The organism is Pseudohalocynthiibacter aestuariivivens (assembly GCF_018457175.1).
Classification (GTDB): Bacteria; Pseudomonadota; Alphaproteobacteria; order Rhodobacterales; family Rhodobacteraceae; genus Pseudohalocynthiibacter; species Pseudohalocynthiibacter aestuariivivens.
Map to the genome: position 1 here is coordinate 130278 of NZ_JAGFNU010000003.1, position 14203 is coordinate 144480.

A 14203-nucleotide genomic window follows, 5' to 3' on the forward strand; every position below is an offset into this window, starting at 1 on the left:
CTTCCACCGGTTCCAAACAACTATCAGCAACTGGTTGTCGTGGACCCAATAAGCTAACCAAACCTCGTTGCGTCCACATAGCAAGCCTCCACCATCTAGCCGTGTCGCGGCGGCTTTACCTTCTTCAGGTTGCTCAATTGTTGCTGCGTTCCGCCTCGATTGCGCGCCATTTCGCGACGTTCTCATTGTGCTCTGCCAACGTTTTGGCAAACGCATGTCCACCCGATCCATCCGCGACAAAGAACAGATAGTCTGTCTCCTCCGGATTGAGCGCAGCCTCTATGCTGGCCTTTCCGGGGTTTGCAATTGGTGTCGGTGGAAGCGCGTCGATCAGGTAAGTGTTCCAAGGAGTTTCGCGCCGCAGTTCACTTTGGCGCAGGCCACGCCCCAACGATCCCTGACCCAGGGTAATTCCGTAAATCACCGTCGGGTCAGTTTGTAGCCGAATACCCTGACGCAACCGATTCACAAAGACCGAGGCAACCTGCCCGCGTTCCTCTGGTACGCCTGTTTCCTTTTCGACAATCGACGCCATAATCAATGCTTCTTCGATTGTCTCATAGGGAAGGTCCGCTGCGCGGTTGCGCCAGGCTTCTTCCAGAATCGCTTTCTGAGCCTCGCTCATTTGCGTGATCAGCGCGCTGCGCACCGTTCCGGACGCAACCTCGTAACTGTCCGGTGCCAATGTGCCCTCGACCGGAACCCCGGCAACTTCACCATCCAGAAAATCCGCCGCTTTCAACCCTTCGGTGATCTGCCAGCTTGTGGCACCTTCCGCCAATGTTACGCGGAAACGTACATCCGGATCATCACGCACCTCAGTATAATCTGTAGGAACCGCATCCTCTGCCGGATCAAACGACACACGAACAACATAGCGGTTGGTTTCCGGATCAAGCTCGCTCACAACAACCTGATTGCGCAAAATGCCAATCCTGAAATTTACCTCTGTGCCACAGGTTGACCGCCCGCTTCCGGTAATGATTGCGTTGATTTCCGCCATGGAAATCCCTTCACGCAGCAGAAAACTACCTGCTTTTAGTGATCTCGCGCTGTCCGAGTACTCAGCACCGATCTTAAAGATCGTTTCATTGCTGATTGCACCCTCTTCATTCAATTGCCTTGCAACCGAGGGGATCTTGGAGCCGCTTTCGACCCTAAGGCAAATCGCATCTGCCAGTGGTCCGGGTTGCGTGTACTGGTTCTTGGCCCATAAAATCACACCGCCCGCCACAAAAACGATCAGCACCAGCATCGTCAACGCGTTAGAGGCAAAATGACGCCACATCAGTCAGCGACCCTGCCAACCACCAACGAGGCGTTGGTGCCGCCAAATCCGAAAGAGTTTGAAAGTGCAATGTTGATTTCGCGTTTCACGGCTTTCAACGGCGCAAGGTCAAGTTTTGGTTCAACTTCTGGGTTGTTTAAATTCAACGTCGGTGGTGCGATCTGATCCCGGATCGCAAGCATGCAAAAAATTGCTTCAATCGCTCCCGCAGCGCCCAAAAGGTGCCCTGTGGCTGACTTGGTTGAAGACATCGTCGCTTTTGCAGCCGAATTCCCCATCAAACGCTCTACAGCGCCCAGTTCGATGGTGTCCGCCATGGTCGATGTGCCATGCGCGTTGATATAGTCAATATCACCGGGGCTTACATTGGCACGCGCAAGCGCTGCTTTCATCGAACGATAGCCGCCGTTTCCGTCAGAGGACGGTGCGGTAATGTGATACGCGTCACCCGACAAACCATACCCAAGAACCTCGGCGTAAATTTTTGCACCACGCGCCTTGGCGTGCTCATATTCTTCGAGGACAACAATGCCGGCACCTTCGCCCATAACAAAACCATCACGGTCACTGTCATAAGGTCGGCTGGCTGATTTTGGGTCATCCGCAAATTTGGTGGAAAGCGCTTTGCAGGCGTTGAAACCGGCAATGCCAATCTCGCTGATCGGGCTTTCAGCGCCGCCGGCGACCATCACATCCGCGTCCCCCCACTGAATGAGACGGGCTGCATCACCGATTGCATGCGCGCCCGTAGAACAGGCCGTCACAACTGCATGGTTTGGCCCTTTAAAACCAAAACGAATTGAGACCTGACCACCAACCAGATTGATCAGCGCGCTTGGAATAAAGAAGGGCGAAACCCGTCGTGGTCCCTTTTCGTTCAGCAAGATCGCAGTGTCGGCAATTGCGCTCAGCCCACCGATGCCAGATCCAATCATAACACCCGTGCGTTCACGGCTTGCTTCGTCCTGGGGCTGCCAGCCCGCGTCTTCAACCGCCTGAACAGCCGCTGCCATGCCGTAAAGGATGAAATCATCGACTTTACGCTGTTCTTTCGGCTCCATATATTTGTCCGGATTGAACGTATGGTTGTCGCCATTGCCACGCGGAATTTCACAAGCATATTTCGTCGCGACGCGCGCCGAATCAAAACGTGTGATTAACCCCGCCCCCGACTCGCCGTCCAGAAGACGGCGCCAGGTTGCTTCCACGCCATCGGCCAATGGCGTGACAATTCCCATTCCAGTTACAACGACTCGACGCATGCCTTAGTCCCTCTTCTGTCCCGAAGTTCCAGAACGGATACCGCACCTTGGGTAAGAGGGGCAAGCCAAAGCTCTCAGAAGTTGTGGTTTCCTGCCGTCAGATAAATTCCGCAACGCTCTCAACCTCTGATCGCGCGGCTGCCAAAGCCTCTTCGAGGCTTAGCGTTTTGCGGAACAGAGCGCGACTTACAATAGCGCCAGCAACGTTGCCAGCATATTTCAAGCGCGAAACGTCATCAGCAACGCGTACAAGCCCGTTGGCGATAACAGGCGTGCGTGTCCGTCCAACCAACGCCGAGACCAGGCTAAGAGAGGCTTCAGTGTCTTCAACATCTGCATCAATATCTGTGATAATAATCGCGGCAAAAGGGACGCCATCAAATTCTTCAAGAAACGCAGCAGGTTCAAAGGCGCTGGACGTTTTCCAGCCTTCCGTCATCACTTTGCCCTGCCAGACGTCGACAGCCAGTACGATCTGGTCCGGATAGAGCCGCGCCAGTCTTTTGACGAGAACCGGGTCAAGCGCGGCAAGCGTGCCAATGACAACGCGTCCGGCACCCTTCTCGATCCATCCACTAACTTGTTCTTGCGTACGAATGCCTCCGGCAATCTGCACCGGAATCCCGGCTGTCAGAATGATTTCCGCAATCAAATCTTCGTTACAATCATCCCCGACGATTGCATCGAAATCTGTTATTTGCATCCATTCTGCGCCCGCCACCGCAAATTCACGCGCTTTTTCGACCGGATCTACATGCCAAATCATTGGCTCATCCAGACGACCACGGTTCAGGCTCACACAGCGGCCTTTTTGTAGTTCTATTGTTGGATAGATAATCATAAGATCCTCCTCACGTCGAACGACGTTCAAAAGCCCTTACCTGGCAATCTACACGCTCAGGCAACTTGGCGTTTCGATCTAACTCTTCCTCTATTAGCTCCCTTGAGGCGTGTTCTGTCAATCGTCAGATCACCTTTCTGGGTATGCTATCGTAAATTTGATGGATCAAGTTTCGATCTTGAGGCCGTCTATAGAGACACGCAAACAAACAACATGGTCTAAAACGACGAACGGCGCCCCAAAAGGGACGCCGTCATCAATTTTGGTTGCTTAAATAAGCTTAGGAAGCTTCGGTGATGAACTTCGTCGCATCGCCAAAAGTCTGAATGGTCTCGGCTGCGTCATCCGGAATCTCGATGCCGAACTCTTCCTCAAACGCCATAACCAATTCAACGGTGTCAAGGCTGTCTGCGCCAAGGTCGTCAATGAAGGAAGCGTTTTCGACGACTTTTCCTTCTTCCACACCGAGGTGCTCAACGACGATTTTCTTAACGCGATCTGCGATGTCGCTCATTTTATTTCCTCACAGTTTTCGGGTCTGGCCCGATTTTCTCTTGACCTTCCGGCCGCTCATGTCCCGATGCGCGGGACTGCCTGACGTTCAGAACGTCCAGCAAAATCTTCGCCGCCTATAGCATACTGATGCGCCAAGGCAAACGCTTTCGAAGCCCAAAAGGGTTGCTACAACATGGCCATACCACCGTTCACATGCAAGGTCGTTCCTGTGACATACCCTGCTTCGGCGCTGGAAAGGTATAGAACTGCGGCCGCGATTTCACCCGCTTCCCCCATGCGCCCGGCAGGGACATTCGTCAATATCCCGGTTTTCTGATCGTCCGTCAGTTTTTCTGTCATCGCCGTCGTTATGAACCCCGGCGCAACACAGTTGACGGTGATTCCCCGACTCGCGACTTCGTAAGCGATGGATTTTGACATTCCCACCATGCCTGCCTTTGAGGCTGCATAATTCGCCTGCCCCGGGTTGCCGGTTGCGCCGACAACTGAACTGATATTCACAATCCGTCCCCAACGCGCTTTCATCATTCCACGCATCACGCCGCGGCACAGGCGCATCGTTGATGTCAGGTTCACCTCCAACACACTCGACCATTCCTCATCCGACATACGCATGAAGATATTGTCACGTGTGATGCCCGCGTTATTGACCAGTACATCAACACTTCCCATCGCCTCAGCCGCTTGTTTGGGGAGCGTAGTCACAGCTTCGGCGTCGCTCAGATTGCAGGGCAAAACATGTGCACGCTCTCCAAGCTCTGCGGCCAAAGCCTCAAGCGGGTCAACACGCGTACCGGACAGAGCAACCGTGGCACCCGCTTCGTGCAGCGCCGCCGCAATTGCGCCGCCTATCCCGCCGGATGCTCCGGTGACCAACGCGTTCTTCCCCGTCAAATCAAACATATACCTGTCCCTCTTTCTAAATTTGGCAACTGCCCTCAAAGGCCTGCTGCGTCACTTTTGTTAATTCGCATTGCCCAACGCCTTCGCGTGCAAATACGTGCTTAGGTTTTTAAAGCTTCAATCACTGCGGACACGTCTTCCGGTGTTCCGATTGCACGCGTTGCGACAGATCTGTCGATACGCCGGATCATTCCGGACAAGGCCTTGCCTGCACCGATTTCCCATATTTCGCTCACGCCCTGATCCGCCATCCATTGTACGGACTCGCGCCAGCGCACGGACCCGGTAACCTGTTGAACCAGCAAATCGCTTATCTCTGACGCATCGCTCACTGCTGCAGCTCTAACGTTCGCCACAACCGGCACAGCAGGTGCCAAAACCTCGACACCTGCAAGCGCTTCTTCCATTGCGCGAGCAGCGGGTTCCATGAGGGCGCAATGGAAAGGGGCAGACACCGGCAGCAAAACGGCGCGTTTAGCACCGCGAGATTTCGCAATCTCCAGCGCGCGCTCGACCGCCTTTTTGTGGCCTGACACAACAACCTGACCAGGATCATTGTCATTTGCAGCCTGGCAGACCTGTCCTTGTGCCGCCTCAGAGGCCACTTCGGTCGCTGTAGCAAAATCCAGCCCAAGGAGTGCCGCCATGGCACCGACGCCGACAGGCACGGCCTGTTGCATCGCCTGCCCACGGATGCGAAGCAAGCGCGCCGTATCCGCAACGCTGATGGCTCCAACGGCTGCCAAGGCAGAATATTCACCCAGCGAATGCCCCGCCACATAAGACGCTGACGCTGTTGTAACGCCTTCGGCCTCAAGCGCGCGCATTGCCGCCAATGAGGTCGCCATCAGTGCAGGTTGTGCATTTTCCGTCAGCGTTAGCGAATCTTGGTCGCCTTCCCAGATCAGCGCGCTCAGTTTTTCCCCAAGGGCCTCGTCCACCTCGTCAAAAATGGCCTTCGCTGCCGGGTATGCCTCGGCAAGGGCACGACCCATCCCTATCGTTTGGGCGCCTTGACCCGGAAAAACAAATGCACGGCTCATGATGTCTCCTCGTGATATTTAGGTTTTTCTAGCAGATACCGCGCGCAAAGCCATGCTGCAATCAATTGGCTGCATTCTTGCAGAGGGAATGTGCGTCAAAGGCGTTGAAAAAACCGCTCGACCCGCCCAATGTGCTGCGACACATCCGGAGACTTTTATGGCCCTTCAGAATACATCCACACGCTTTGGCGCCGTCACCAAAATTTTTCACTGGTTGACCGCCCTTCTTATACTGACACTTATTCCGCTCGGAATTATCGCACATGGCGCACCTTTTTCGACCGGAGAAGAGATTGCTTTTAAAGCGCTTTTGTTTTCAATCCATAAAACGCTGGGTGTTACCGCATTTTTTGTTGCCTTGACCCGTATCCTCTGGGCGTTAACGCAGCCCAAACCGCGCCTGCTGAACGCAGATCACAAGGCTGAAGCGTTTCTTGCTGAAACAATTCACTGGCTGCTTTACTCTGCCCTGCTGCTGGTACCCCTGACGGGCTGGATCCATCATGCCGCCACAACAGGGTTTGCGCCAATCTGGTGGCCGTTTGGTCAGGAACTGCCGTTTGTTCCAAAAGACACGCATCTTGCGCATCTGTTCGCTTCGCTTCACTTTAGCTTTGAGCGGGTTCTGGCTTTCTCTGTGCTGTTGCATATCGCAGGCGCGGTCAAACACCATTTGATAGATAAAGACGCGACATTGCGCCGGATGCTGCCTGGTCAGCCGCCACTACCTGCACTATTGCCAGACCATAAAAACCGCCTGCCCATCCTTGGGGCAGTTGCTGTATATCCGTTCGCCCTGACAGTCGGCGCGTTTCTCTGGTATTTCCCAGGTCTTGAAACGGTAGAGGTCACCCCGACCACCGAATTGGAGGAATCCTCAGGAAACTGGAAAGTAAGCGAGGGAACATTAAGCCTGACGATCAAACAATTCGGAAGCGATGTTACCGGCGAATTCGGCGAATGGTCAGCGGACATTACGTTTGACGATACACCGGGGCTTCAAAACCCGGGATCAGTAAAAGTTACGGTTAACACTACGAGTTTATCCCTCGGCTCTGTCACGGATCAGGCCATGGGCCCAGATTTCTTCGATGTGCAAAACCACCCGCAGGCGGTCTTTTTGGCCAAAATTTTTCCGGTTCCTGACGGGTATGTCGCAGAGGGCACGCTGACACTGAAAGGGATTGAAGTTCCGATCACACTGCCCTTCTCGCTTCGCATCGAAGAAGACGCTGTACGAATGAATGCGAACACGACGCTGCAACGGCTTGATTTTGGGATTGGCAGCAACATGCCCGATGAATCTTCGCTTGGCTTTTCGGTTGGAGTGTCGATCGAACTGAATGCCTTGCGCAACGACTAAGGTACATAAAAAGGCCGCCGGATTTACCGGCGGCCAATCTTTTTCAACGATGTTTTCAGCTTACTCTGCTTTGCCGACTTCGATAGAAATCATGACTTCTACTTCGTCGCTTACAAACGGCGCAAACTTGCCAAGGCCAAAATCGCTCCGCAGCAAGGTTGTTGTGCCGTCAAAACCAGCCCAGTCCTTGTTGGCCATCGGGTGCATTCCCGCCTGATTAAGTTTTGCATCAAGAACAACAGGTTTTGTCACGCCATTCAGCGTCAGGTCACCTGTGATCAGCGCGGTATTTTCACCTGTTACTTCAATTCCGGTTGATTCAAAGCTGATCATTTCTTCTGCGCTAGCATCAAAAAAATCTGGTGTCATGAAATGGTCAAAGCGGGCCTGCCAACCTGTCAGCATTGACGAAAGAGGCATCGAAACTGAAACAGTTGAATTTGCAGGCTCATCCTTGTCAAACACGACAACACCTTCAAAACCCGAGAACATCCCGTAAGTTGTCGAATAGCCGAGGTGGTTGTAGGAAAATACGATTTGGCTGTGGCCACCATCCAACATATATTTTTCGGCTGAGCCAACGCCAGCATTCGCAATTGTTGAGATACCAGCAAAAGCAGCGGCGAGTAATGCAGTTTTCATGTGATGTCGTCCCTAAACAAAAAAGATATCTTTTCTTTTCCACTCAAAGGAACTGTGCGCAATTCACTATACTGTCACATTATATGTTCAAATTTGAACAGTTCCCGGGCTACTGCCCCATTGCAAGAGCTGCAGCCTTACCAACGCCAGCAGCAGTCTGCCGCTCATTTCTGGTCGTTTTATGCATACCGGGCCGCGGCGTTACACCTTTGATATCTTTACTCAAACGGCTCTGGATTTCCAAAAGCTCAGTTTCCAGCGCTTCGACACTTTCAACTGTTTGTTCATCGTCAGAGATCTGCAAAACCAATGTTGCCCGTTTTTCATCATCTTGCTGGCGAACCACGAAAATGTTACCAACCTGGTCAAAGGAGTGTCTAGCAATTTGGGTGGTCTGACCCTTTTTACTCCGCAAAACTTCACGAAATTCACCTTTGTTCAGGTCGACCTGCAGCTCATATTTCTGACTTGTCGTACCATACCAAAGCGCCAAAACGCCAAGTGCGCACAGAATAACGGTCATTCCCAATTTAAGGACGGCAACGTCGCTTCCCATAAAGGAACCAGGTAAGACCCAAAGACCCAAAGCCGCTACAACAGCACATAACCCAACGAAACCGACCAGCGCTTGTGTAATAATCTCTGACGATTTCTGCCTTGTCTTATCTCGCAGAATGTAACCCCAATAGGTTTCGTCGACATTCAGGCTGCGTGAATGGGCTTCTTTGGCAACGTCGGTTGGATTGCTGTTAATTTGCATTTTCCAGGTCTCCTGATCTATCCAGGTCTTATTCCTGCGCGTCTAACAGGGCAAAAATTAGGCACCCTTGCATCAATTTCACGACCGTCTTATAAGGCCGCTTCCTTCCGCAATTTTCGGAACCAGTGCAGCCTCTCGTGAGTGGGTCGTGGAAGGGTTCAGTCCCCGCTCTTTGAAGTGCGCTTAAAATGAATGGAATACACATGCCGCTCTATGAGCATGTCTTTATCTCGCGTCAGGATATATCCAGCACGCAAGCCGAAGGTCTTATCGAACATTTTGGAACCGTATTGGCGGACAATGGCGGAAACGTTGTTGACCACGAATATTGGGGCGTCAAAACGATGGCCTACAAGATTAACAAAAACCGCAAAGGTCACTTTGCCTTCCTGCGCACCGATGCACCCGCACCGGCCATTCAGGAAATGGAACGCCTTATGCGACTGCATGATGATGTGATGCGCGTTCTGACCATAAAGGTTGATGAGCATAAAGAAGGCCCATCCGTGCAAATGCAAAAACGTGATGATCGCGGCGACCGCGGTGATCGTGGAGATCGCGGCTCACGCCGTTAATCTTGCAGATTAGGAAAGGACCATAAACCATGGCATCTAAACCATTTTTCCGTCGTCGCAAGGTTTGCCCCTTCTCAGGTGATAATGCCCCTGCGATCGATTACAAAGACACCCGCCTGCTGCAGCGCTACATCTCTGAGCGCGGCAAAATTGTTCCATCGCGCATCACGGCCGTATCCGCGAAAAAGCAACGCGAACTGGCACGCGCCATCAAACGCGCTCGCTTTCTCGCCTTGCTGCCCTACGCTGTGAAGTAAGGAGAAAGCACAATGCAAGTAATCCTTCTTGAACGCGTCGCAAAGCTTGGCCAGATGGGCGAAGTGGTAGCAGTCAAAGACGGCTACGCACGCAACTTCCTGTTGCCTCAGGGCAAAGCGCTTCGTGCATCTCAAGCGAACATTGCTTCGTTTGAAGCGCGCAAAGCGCAGCTTGAGACCGAAAACCTCGAAACCAAAACAGAAGCCGAAGCGATGGCTGCAAAGCTGAACGGTCAGCAATTCATCGTGATTCGTTCTGCGTCTGATTCTGGTTCGCTCTATGGCTCTGTCACAACACGTGACGCAGCTGACGCAGCAACCGAGAACGGTTTCACCGTGAATCGCAAGCAGATCATCCTGATCGCCCCAATTAAAGAATTGGGCATACATGATGTGACCGTCCACCTTCATCCGGAAGTTGATGCAACCATCAGCCTCAACGTCGCGCGTTCGGCTGAAGAAGCTGACCTGCAGGCTGCTGGAAAATCCATCCGGGAACTGGCTGCTGAAGAAGAAGCGGAAGCAGAATTCGAAATCTCCGAACTTTTCGATGATATCGGTTCCGCTGCTCTGGAAGACGATATCGGCACTGACAAAGCAGAAGCAGAGCCTGAGGAAGAAGCAAAAGCAGAGTCTGACGAAGACTGATCTGCAATTCATCCAGAAATTTAATGCCGCGTGGACACTTCACGCGGCATTTTTTATGTCGTTTTCGCTGTGTCCTTACTGCCATCTTTGTTAACGAAAAGTTAACAATTGCAGAGCACCATCTGGCTGATCAGCAACTAATCGCTTATCGTTGCGTAAAAATTATTGAAGCGATCAGCAGATGCGTCTTTCAAAATCACTTCTTTCCGCTTTGGTGCTTTCCGTTGCAATTGGGGTTTCGTTAAATGAAGCAAATGCCACAGAACGTCAATTCAGTTTTGGCTTGATCAGCACACCTGATGCATCTCACGACATTGGCGGGTTTAATTCTAACGGTGGATTTAGCAACGTCGATGATAGAAACGCATCCGTAAACGGGCTTTACATCGCATACGGCGCCAAAGATTTGTTTCGGTTGGGTACTTTACCAATTACCGTCGAAGCCGAAATAGCGGTGACCAACAGCGATGTCGTCACCAACAGCTTCCCCGGAGCACCCGGTCCAGTTTTGTTTTTCTACAATACACACATAAATTCCCAGCGCCTTGCAGCCAATCTTTGGACGCCGATATGGAGCCAATCTGACTGGATGTTAGAAGGTGGTACAGGTCTTGGTGTCCAGGCCCTGAATATTCGTGTTTCTGATGGCGTCGTTACCGGTAATAGCAGTGACTACGTCCTCTACGGTATGCTAGGGCTTAGAATGTCAAAGGAAATAACGGAGTCTTCGGGCCTCGAACTTGGACTCCGCTACAGCGATACTGGTACGGCCAACATTCCTTTGGACGGTGGGGCATCAGGCAATTACGAATACAGTCAAAGCGGCCTGTCAGTGCTGCTGGGCTGGCGTCTGGATATGTAATCAAACCCTCGTTACAATCGACTGAAGTTCAGAAACGGGTAAAGTATTGAAACCACTCAGCAATGTGCTTCGATGCTTTGGTTTTCGTCACAGCGTTATGTTTTGCCGAACAACAGTCTTAAGGGTTTCGAAATGGCCAATCCTGCTTCAAGTACGCTTACGCCCAAAAACATTGTTTCCTTTCTGGAAGACATATTTGAGCGTCGAGGGGGTGAAGAATACCTGGGTGAACCTGTCACGATGGCAGAGCACATGCTGCAGGGTGCGCATTTCGCGGAACAAGCCGGTGAGCCTGAAATCATTGTCATAGCAGCGCTGCTGCATGACATCGGCCATTTCACAAGCGAATTTGGTACCTTTTCGATGGATGACACCAAAGATCGGCTGCACGAAGAAGCCGGTGCAGACGTGTTAGAGCAGTTTTTCCCAACGCTGGTAACCGACTGCGTCCGCTATCACGTTGCCGCAAAACGCTACCTTTGCGCTGTAAAGCCGGAATACTTCAACCGGCTCTCAGAAGCCTCTGTTCATTCTTTGAACCTTCAGGGTGGGCCTATGAACGCCGAAGAAGTCGCGATCTTTGAGCAAAACCCGAACCTGAAAGAAATCATTAAAGTTCGCTACTATGATGAGGCAGGCAAACGCGCTGACTATAAAACCCAGCCTTTTTCCTACTATGCACCGATGGTTCAGCGTGTTGTTGATCAACACTGCGAGCGCAGTTACTAGGTGAACTTATTCACTTTAGTATCTGTTATTTAAAGTAAAAAAACCACCAAACTCATCCGCTCTTAGAATTTCAGAAATTCTAAAACGTCGCCTTCCATAACCTTTTCAGCATCCGCCGGGATAAGGGCAAGCCCATCAGCCGCGCAAAGCAAAGCGACACGCGCTGAATATGAAGGCGATAGCACCTCAGCAATTTCGGTACCGTTTGCATCATATCCCACCAGCTTGGCTGGCCGAAACTCGCAACGCCCCGGTCTGCGATTTGTAGTGAACCCGGCTTTTACCGTGGTTTTACGCGGCGCAATTTTCGCTGCTCCGGCTCGCTTCGCCAATATAGGCGCACCAATCACATGCCATGTCACAAAGGCTGAAACCGGGTTGCCGGGCAGACCAACATAGATTGCGTCGCCCATTGTTCCAATCGCTACGGGTTTTCCGGGCTTCATGGCAACACGCATTGCATGAATATTGCCACCAGCGGCACGGAATACTGCTGGCATATGGTCTTCGTCACCAACAGACACACCGCCGGTTGAAATAACCATATCCGCGTTTTCCGCTGCCTTGATCAGCGTTTTGGTCAGGCTTTCAGGGCTATCCTCGACAGTTCCAAGGTCAACAAGTTCGATCCAGGGTTTGTTGAGTGCGGCGAGCAGCATATAACGGTTAGAATTCCAGATCTGACCCGGGCCAAGGTCCTCACCGGGTGCTTTCAACTCTGATCCCGTGCAGAATATCGCAACACGAAGCTTGCGTCGCAAAGTTACATTTCCGTGCCCGGACGCCGCCAATGCGCAGGCCTCACGCGAAGTAATTTCAGTTCCGGCCGGAAGGATTGCACCGCCTTTTGGCATGTCCTCGCCCAACAATCGTATGTTTTGGCCCGGCTCAGGTCTGCTTTTTAAGGTAATTTCTGCGCCGATACGTTCAACGTATTCCTGCATCACGACGGCATCCATATCAGACGGCACGGGTGCGCCTGTAAATATCCGCACGGCAGACCCTTTGGGCGCACCGGTACAACCCGGGTCACCCGCTGCAATCCGCCCCGAAACTGGTAAAGTCCACGACCCGCCCCCCGCAAGATCAGCAGTCCGCAATGCATAGCCATCCATCGCTGAATTGTTGAAAGGTGGCAATGGCACAGGAGACACGGCTGCCTCTGCCGTAATGCGGCCCATCGCCTTCGCAAGTGGAACCGTTTCGGTCTCTGCCACAGGTTCGGCAAGTGCAAGCCCGGTTTCCAGAGCCATATTCACAGGAATGAGTTTTCCAGAAAGTTCCGGATCATCACATCCACATCCTACTGGTTTTGTTTTTGCAAGATTTATCATGCCGTTATCCCGTTATTCGATATATGTTCAGCGCGCACGGTACAATCAAGATCGCGCAGCAAACCGTCCTTCAGACCGTAGATCAACCCGTGCACAGACACGTCCTTACTTTGTCGCCACGCGCGTTTAAGAATTGGGGTACTGGCGACACGCCCCACCCCATCAATGACGTTCAATTCGGCCAGGCGTTCCAGCCGCATTTGAGGCCGACGTATCTGGTTCAGAGCCACTTCATAGGTCACGGCAAGCCTGCGTATTGGCTCTAACCAGTGATCTGCCAACCCGTGGGGCATATCCTCGCAAGCGGCCTTAACACCGCCACATCCATAGTGACCGCATACAATAACTTCACGGATGTTGAGCGCGTCCACCGCAAACTCCAGTGCAGAAAGGAAATTCATGTCGGTTGAATGCACAACATTTGCGACATTGCGGTGTACGAACACCTCTCCCGGATCCAACCCCGCAACCACATTGGCAGGCACACGGCTATCAGAACAGCCAATCCAGAAAAACTCTGGTGATTGATGCGTGGAAAGGCGCTTGAAATAACCGGGCTGGTTCGCGTGAATGGTGCTCGACCAATTGATATTACGTTTTAAGAGATCATCAAGCATCTGGCTCATCCGGTATCAGGCAAAGACCGCGGCGCGCCGCAATTCTAAGGGCGAGTGTTTTACGATCAGTCTCTGTCAGGCGCGCACGTGCCAGCGGCAGGATAATCGCGTTTTCTACAATCAGATGCCGACGCTCATGGTCTGCAAAAGCGTGCAGCCTCGCTGCCTCAGCCTTTGTAAGATGTGTTTTCCCAGCACTGACGGCTTCCAGAACAACGGCTGCACTTTCTGCTAAAGCTTTGCCTGCCTCGTGATCTCCATCCAGCCGGAACAGCGTTTTTTCCAGTTCATCTTCCGGGTGCGCGCGGCGGCGCAAAAGAAGAAAAAGATCTTCTTCTTCGTCCAGCATATGAAGCGGGAGTTCGTCCCGCGTATGGGCCAGAATTTTGCGCGCAAGGTCCGAATCTGCCGGTTCCTGCGTTGCCAGCCTGTCAATGTCTGCGCAAACAACGCGCTGTCGCATGTGTTCTTCAACAAAGAATTCGATGGGGTCGGCCGCAATACGGATGTCGATGCGGTCTTCACCCGACCCCCTTATTCCATGCGGCCCTTGTTCCATCGGT

Annotated in this window: 17 protein-coding genes; 6 read left to right on the plus strand and 11 right to left on the minus strand. The window is 52.3% G+C overall.

Going from position 1 to position 14203, the window contains the following annotated elements:
• Positions 1–133: 133 nt before the first annotated feature.
• From mltG to fabD, 6 genes are all read right to left on the minus strand, one after another.
• The gene (gene mltG, locus J4E70_RS06480) at positions 134–1288 is read right to left on the minus strand and encodes an endolytic transglycosylase MltG (protein WP_213888278.1); all 1155 of its coding nucleotides are present in this window, start codon (positions 1286–1288) and stop codon (positions 134–136) included.
• Entirely contained in the window at positions 1288–2550 is a 1263-nt protein-coding gene (gene fabF, locus J4E70_RS06485; RefSeq protein ID WP_213888279.1) for a beta-ketoacyl-ACP synthase II, read from the minus strand. The genes mltG and fabF overlap by 1 nt, the downstream gene beginning before the upstream one ends.
• A 97-nt stretch (positions 2551–2647) precedes the next feature.
• Positions 2648–3391, minus strand: coding sequence for a 1-(5-phosphoribosyl)-5-[(5-phosphoribosylamino)methylideneamino]imidazole-4-carboxamide isomerase (locus J4E70_RS06490; protein ID WP_213888280.1), 744 nt, complete (start codon positions 3389–3391; stop codon positions 2648–2650).
• 280 nt (positions 3392–3671) lie between these two features.
• Positions 3672–3905, minus strand: coding sequence for an acyl carrier protein (locus tag J4E70_RS06495; RefSeq protein ID WP_213888281.1), 234 nt, complete (start codon positions 3903–3905; stop codon positions 3672–3674).
• 167 nt (positions 3906–4072) lie between these two features.
• Positions 4073–4810, minus strand: coding sequence for a 3-oxoacyl-[acyl-carrier-protein] reductase (gene fabG, locus J4E70_RS06500; protein ID WP_213888282.1), 738 nt, complete (start codon positions 4808–4810; stop codon positions 4073–4075).
• Positions 4811–4911: 101 nt separating this feature from the next.
• The gene (fabD, locus tag J4E70_RS06505; RefSeq protein WP_213888283.1) at positions 4912–5853 is read right to left on the minus strand and encodes an ACP S-malonyltransferase; all 942 of its coding nucleotides are present in this window, start codon (positions 5851–5853) and stop codon (positions 4912–4914) included.
• A 157-nt stretch (positions 5854–6010) separates the two neighbouring features.
• Between fabD and J4E70_RS06510 the strand changes: the two genes are divergently transcribed.
• Entirely contained in the window at positions 6011–7216 is a 1206-nt protein-coding gene (locus J4E70_RS06510; RefSeq protein ID WP_213888284.1) for a cytochrome b/b6 domain-containing protein, read from the plus strand.
• Positions 7217–7276: 60 nt separating this feature from the next.
• On the opposite strand, the gene J4E70_RS06515 is transcribed toward J4E70_RS06510, so the two are convergent.
• Both J4E70_RS06515 and J4E70_RS06520 read right to left on the minus strand, forming a co-directional pair.
• On the minus strand, positions 7277–7858 hold the full coding sequence (locus tag J4E70_RS06515; protein WP_213888285.1) for a YceI family protein: 582 nt from the start codon (positions 7856–7858) through the stop codon (positions 7277–7279).
• A gap of 109 nt (positions 7859–7967) precedes the next feature.
• On the minus strand, positions 7968–8618 hold the full coding sequence (locus J4E70_RS06520; protein WP_213888286.1) for a hypothetical protein: 651 nt from the start codon (positions 8616–8618) through the stop codon (positions 7968–7970).
• Between the two features lie 203 nt (positions 8619–8821).
• Here J4E70_RS06520 and rpsF point away from each other — a divergent pair, with 203 nt between their 5' ends.
• The 5 genes from rpsF to tmpB all read left to right on the plus strand — a co-directional run bounded on the left by rpsF (position 8822) and on the right by tmpB (position 11689).
• On the plus strand, positions 8822–9193 hold the full coding sequence (gene rpsF / locus J4E70_RS06525) for a 30S ribosomal protein S6 (protein ID WP_213888287.1): 372 nt from the start codon (positions 8822–8824) through the stop codon (positions 9191–9193).
• Between the two features lie 29 nt (positions 9194–9222).
• Positions 9223–9450, plus strand: a complete 228-nt coding sequence (rpsR, locus tag J4E70_RS06530) for a 30S ribosomal protein S18 (protein ID WP_039018159.1) — start codon at positions 9223–9225, stop codon at positions 9448–9450.
• 12 nt (positions 9451–9462) lie between these two features.
• Positions 9463–10098 (plus strand): 50S ribosomal protein L9, encoded by a 636-nt coding sequence (gene rplI / locus J4E70_RS06535; protein ID WP_213888288.1) that lies wholly within the window; start codon positions 9463–9465, stop codon positions 10096–10098.
• A 181-nt stretch (positions 10099–10279) separates the two neighbouring features.
• Positions 10280–10960 (plus strand): hypothetical protein, encoded by a 681-nt coding sequence (locus J4E70_RS06540; protein WP_213888289.1) that lies wholly within the window; start codon positions 10280–10282, stop codon positions 10958–10960.
• 132 nt (positions 10961–11092) lie between these two features.
• Complete coding sequence (gene tmpB / locus J4E70_RS06545; protein WP_213888290.1) at positions 11093–11689, plus strand: (R)-1-hydroxy-2-trimethylaminoethylphosphonate oxygenase; 597 nt, start codon at positions 11093–11095, stop codon at positions 11687–11689.
• A gap of 62 nt (positions 11690–11751) precedes the next feature.
• On the opposite strand, the gene J4E70_RS06550 is transcribed toward tmpB, so the two are convergent.
• Genes J4E70_RS06550 through J4E70_RS06560 form a run of 3 tightly spaced genes read right to left on the minus strand, consistent with a single transcriptional unit; the run spans position 11752 to position 14199 of the window.
• The gene (locus J4E70_RS06550) at positions 11752–13023 is read right to left on the minus strand and encodes a molybdopterin molybdotransferase MoeA (protein ID WP_213888291.1); all 1272 of its coding nucleotides are present in this window, start codon (positions 13021–13023) and stop codon (positions 11752–11754) included.
• Positions 13020–13640, minus strand: a complete 621-nt coding sequence (locus J4E70_RS06555) for a carbonic anhydrase (RefSeq protein ID WP_213888292.1) — start codon at positions 13638–13640, stop codon at positions 13020–13022. The genes J4E70_RS06550 and J4E70_RS06555 overlap by 4 nt, the downstream gene beginning before the upstream one ends.
• A complete protein-coding gene (locus J4E70_RS06560; protein ID WP_213888293.1) occupies positions 13633–14199 on the minus strand; it encodes a hemerythrin domain-containing protein in 567 nt (188 codons plus the stop codon). The genes J4E70_RS06555 and J4E70_RS06560 overlap by 8 nt, the downstream gene beginning before the upstream one ends.
• Positions 14200–14203: the final 4 nt, after the last annotated feature.